The sequence below is a fragment of the Rudaea sp. genome (assembly GCF_036560865.1).
In the GTDB taxonomy this organism is placed as follows: domain Bacteria; phylum Pseudomonadota; class Gammaproteobacteria; order Xanthomonadales; family Rhodanobacteraceae; genus Rudaea.
The window spans coordinates 1-3282 of the sequence record NZ_DATBQK010000126.1; the positions used below are offsets into that span (position 1 = coordinate 1).

A 3282-nucleotide genomic window follows, 5' to 3' on the forward strand; every position below is an offset into this window, starting at 1 on the left:
GTCGGCGTCGAGGAAATCGCCGTATTCGGCGCGGCCAGCGAGGCGTTCAGCCGCAAGAACATCAATGCCTCGATCGCGGAGTCGCTGGTGCGTTTTGCGCCCGTGATCGAGCGCGCCAAGGCGGACCAGGTCGCCGTGCGCGGTTATGTCTCGACCGTGCTCGGCTGTCCGTATCAAGGCGAGGTACCGGTCGCCGACGTCGTGCGCGTGGCGAAAAGTCTGCACGCGATGGGCTGTTACGAGATTTCGCTCGGCGACACGATCGGCATCGGCACGCCGGCCAAGGCACGCGCGATGCTGGCGGCCGCCGCGAGCGAAGTACCGATGAGCGCGCTGGCGATTCATTTCCACGATACGCGCGGCCAGGCGCTGGCGAACATTCTCGCCTGCCTCGAACTTGGCGTCGGCGTGATCGACTCGGCCGTCTCCGGTGTCGGCGGCTGTCCGTATGCGCGCGGCGCGAGCGGCAATGTCGCCAGCGAAGACGTGATCTACATGCTGCACGGCATGGGCATCGCGACCGGCGTGGACCTGGACAAGTTGATCGAGACCGGACAATGGCTCAGCGCGCAGTTGACACGCGACAACGGCAGCAAGGTTGGCAAAGCCGCGGCGTGAGCGGCGGCGCATGGCTATAATCGCGTACTCCTCGACGAGGTTCGCGCCTTGCCCGCCCGACTTGCTCCCGATCAATCCCGCGGCTATCTGATTCCGATCGGCATCGCCTCGCGTCCCGAGGGGCATACCGATGTATTCAAGCGCCTGCTGGCCCTGCTCGGGCAACGCGCGCAGATCGTCGTGGTCGCGGCGCAGAATCCCGGTGAGTCGCCGCCCGATGAACTCGAAGCGGCATTGATGGCGCTCGGCGCCGGTCGCGCACAGCGCCTGGCGCTTGCCAATCGCGCCGACTGCGACCAGCGCGCCACACTCGCTCTGATCGAGCGCGCCGATTGCGTGCTGCTCTACGCCGACCAACCCTTGCGCCTGTCCACCCTGCTCGGCGGTACCCAGCTCGCGCGCCTGCTGCGCCGGCGCAATGCCGACGGCATGGCGGTGGGTGGCATCGGTTCGGGTGCGGCGATACTCGCCGAGCACATGCTCGCCAGCGGCGCGCACGGGCCGACGCCGCGCATGGGCAGCGTGACGCTCGCACCGGGCCTGGGCCTGTCGAATCGGCTGGTCATCGATCAGGGCGGTGGCGGCGCGGATAGACTTGGGCGCCTGCTCGCCGCGCTCGCGCTCAATCCGTTCGCGCTCGGCATCGGTATCGATCCGGATACGGCCGCCTTCATCGGGCCGGACAATGTGATGGACGTGGTCGGCTACGGCGGCATCACCGTGGTCGACCCGACCGACGTCGGCCATTCCAATGTCGCCGAGGCGGGGCCGAGCGAGCCGATCAGCATCACCAACCTGCGCGTGCATGTGCTCGTGCACGGCTCGCGCTACGATCTGGATTTCCGCCGCACGATTTCGTGACGCAATGACCATGGACAAGCCGCTGACGATTCGCGTCGCCAACGAGGCCGATGCGCAGCAGATTCGCGCGATCTACGCCCCACATGTCGAATCCGGTGTGGCATCGTTCGAAACCGACGTGCCGGACGTGGAAACGATGCGCGCGCGCATGCGCAAACTGCTGCCGACGCACCCGTGGCTGGTCTGCGTCGACGGCGAGTACATTGCCGGCTACGCCTATGCCGGCCTGCATCGCGAGCGCGCCGCGTATCGCTGGTCGACCGAAGTCACCGCCTATGTGCATGCCGACTACCGCGGCCGCGGCGTCGGCAAACGCCTGTATGCGGCATTGTGTACTTTGTTGCGTACACAGGGTTATGTGAACGCGTACGCTGGCATCACGTTGCCGAATGAGGCAAGCGTAGCGCTGCATGAGTCCTGCGGTTTCAAACCCTGCGCCCTGTATCGGCACACCGGCCACAAGTTCGGCACCTGGTACGATGTAGGCTGGTGGCAACTCGTGCTGCAACCGCCACCGCCATCACCCGCCGAACCGATTCCGTTCGGCGCGTTGCCTGCGACCGCACTATCCGTCGCTACTCGATCAGATTCGTTATAGCTCATCGCTCTCGCAGCGGACACGTCAACCTCGCCACCGCTGATGCGTTGAATGCAGCAGGAATGCGCTGAGACTTGGGGGAAGACGGCGCTTGGGTGAGCCGTCAAAGCTGTGGAGAGCGCGCAATGAGTAACAGACTTCGAAGCGGCTGTCTTCACGCCACATTCGTCTGCATTCTGCTTTCCTACGCCTGTCTTGCATCGGCGCAGGACGTGACGTCAAATCCCGATCTGCCTATTCGCCCACCGCTGGTCATCGGCACCTATCACGCCAGCCGCGTCGTCACTGATATTCCGAAGAACGACGCAGCCGCAGCCCGTTTTCTGACCATGGCCACATTCGGTCCGACCCAGACGGATATCAATCTACTGCGCCAGATCGGTTACCACGCATGGATAGCCAGGCAACTCGCCTTGCCGGTGTCGCTGCAGCGCCCTTACGTCGAGGCACTGGATCAGGCGGTACAGAATCCGGGCCAGAGCGACCGCATGGAAGCTTGGTTCAACAACGCAGTTACCGCACCGGACCAGCTGCGCCAGCGCATGGCTTGGGCGTTGTCGCAGATCATGGTCGTTTCCGACCAGTTCGCCGGGCTGACCCAGGATCCGATCGCACTGGCCGAGTATTACGACACCCTGGCGCGCGATGCCGGCGGCTACACCGACGGCGCCGGCCTCCATCACGCGCCCACGTTTTCCAAGCTGATGACGGACGTCACTCTGAGCCCGGCGATGTCGCACATGCTCACGTACTTGCGCAATCAGAAAGGCAACGCGGCGATCGGCACGTCGCCGGATGAAAACTACGCGCGCGAAGTGATGCAACTGTTCACCATCGGACTGGTGCTGCTCAATCCGGACGGTTCGCAAAAGCGCGACGCCACTGGGCAACCTATTCCAACCTATCCGCAGGCGACAGTTACCGCCTATGCGCGCGTGTTTACCGGCTGGAGCTATTCGACCGGGTTCAAGAGCAATCCGGCGTCGTTTGCCAACTGGTCGCTGGCCGAGTACCAGCCGCTCGTGTGCTACGACACCTACCATGATTTCGGTGCCAAGACCCTGCTCAGTTACACCGGCAACTACGGCGCAAACTCGGACGCGCTGAACCTACCCGCAAACAACTCCTGCGCAACCGATCTGCAGCAGGGTCTGTCGATACTGGTGAATCACCCGAATGTCGCACCGTTCATTTCACGCCAGCTG

At 64.0% G+C, this 3282-nt stretch carries 4 protein-coding genes; all 4 read left to right on the forward strand.

Annotation, left to right across the window (positions count from 1 at the left end; translation table 11 throughout):
• Positions 1–618, forward strand: a 618-nt coding sequence (locus tag VIE67_RS12525; RefSeq protein ID WP_332026718.1) for a hydroxymethylglutaryl-CoA lyase, incomplete at its 5' end; no start/stop codon positions are given.
• Between the two features lie 48 nt (positions 619–666).
• A complete protein-coding gene (locus VIE67_RS12530; protein WP_332026720.1) occupies positions 667–1479 on the forward strand; it encodes a cyanophycinase in 813 nt (270 codons plus the stop codon).
• A gap of 10 nt (positions 1480–1489) precedes the next feature.
• On the forward strand, positions 1490–2077 hold the full coding sequence (locus VIE67_RS12535) for an arsinothricin resistance N-acetyltransferase ArsN1 family B (RefSeq protein WP_332026722.1): 588 nt from the start codon (positions 1490–1492) through the stop codon (positions 2075–2077).
• A gap of 125 nt (positions 2078–2202) precedes the next feature.
• On the forward strand, positions 2203–3282 hold a 1080-nt coding region (locus tag VIE67_RS12540; protein ID WP_332026724.1), incomplete at its 3' end, for a DUF1800 family protein.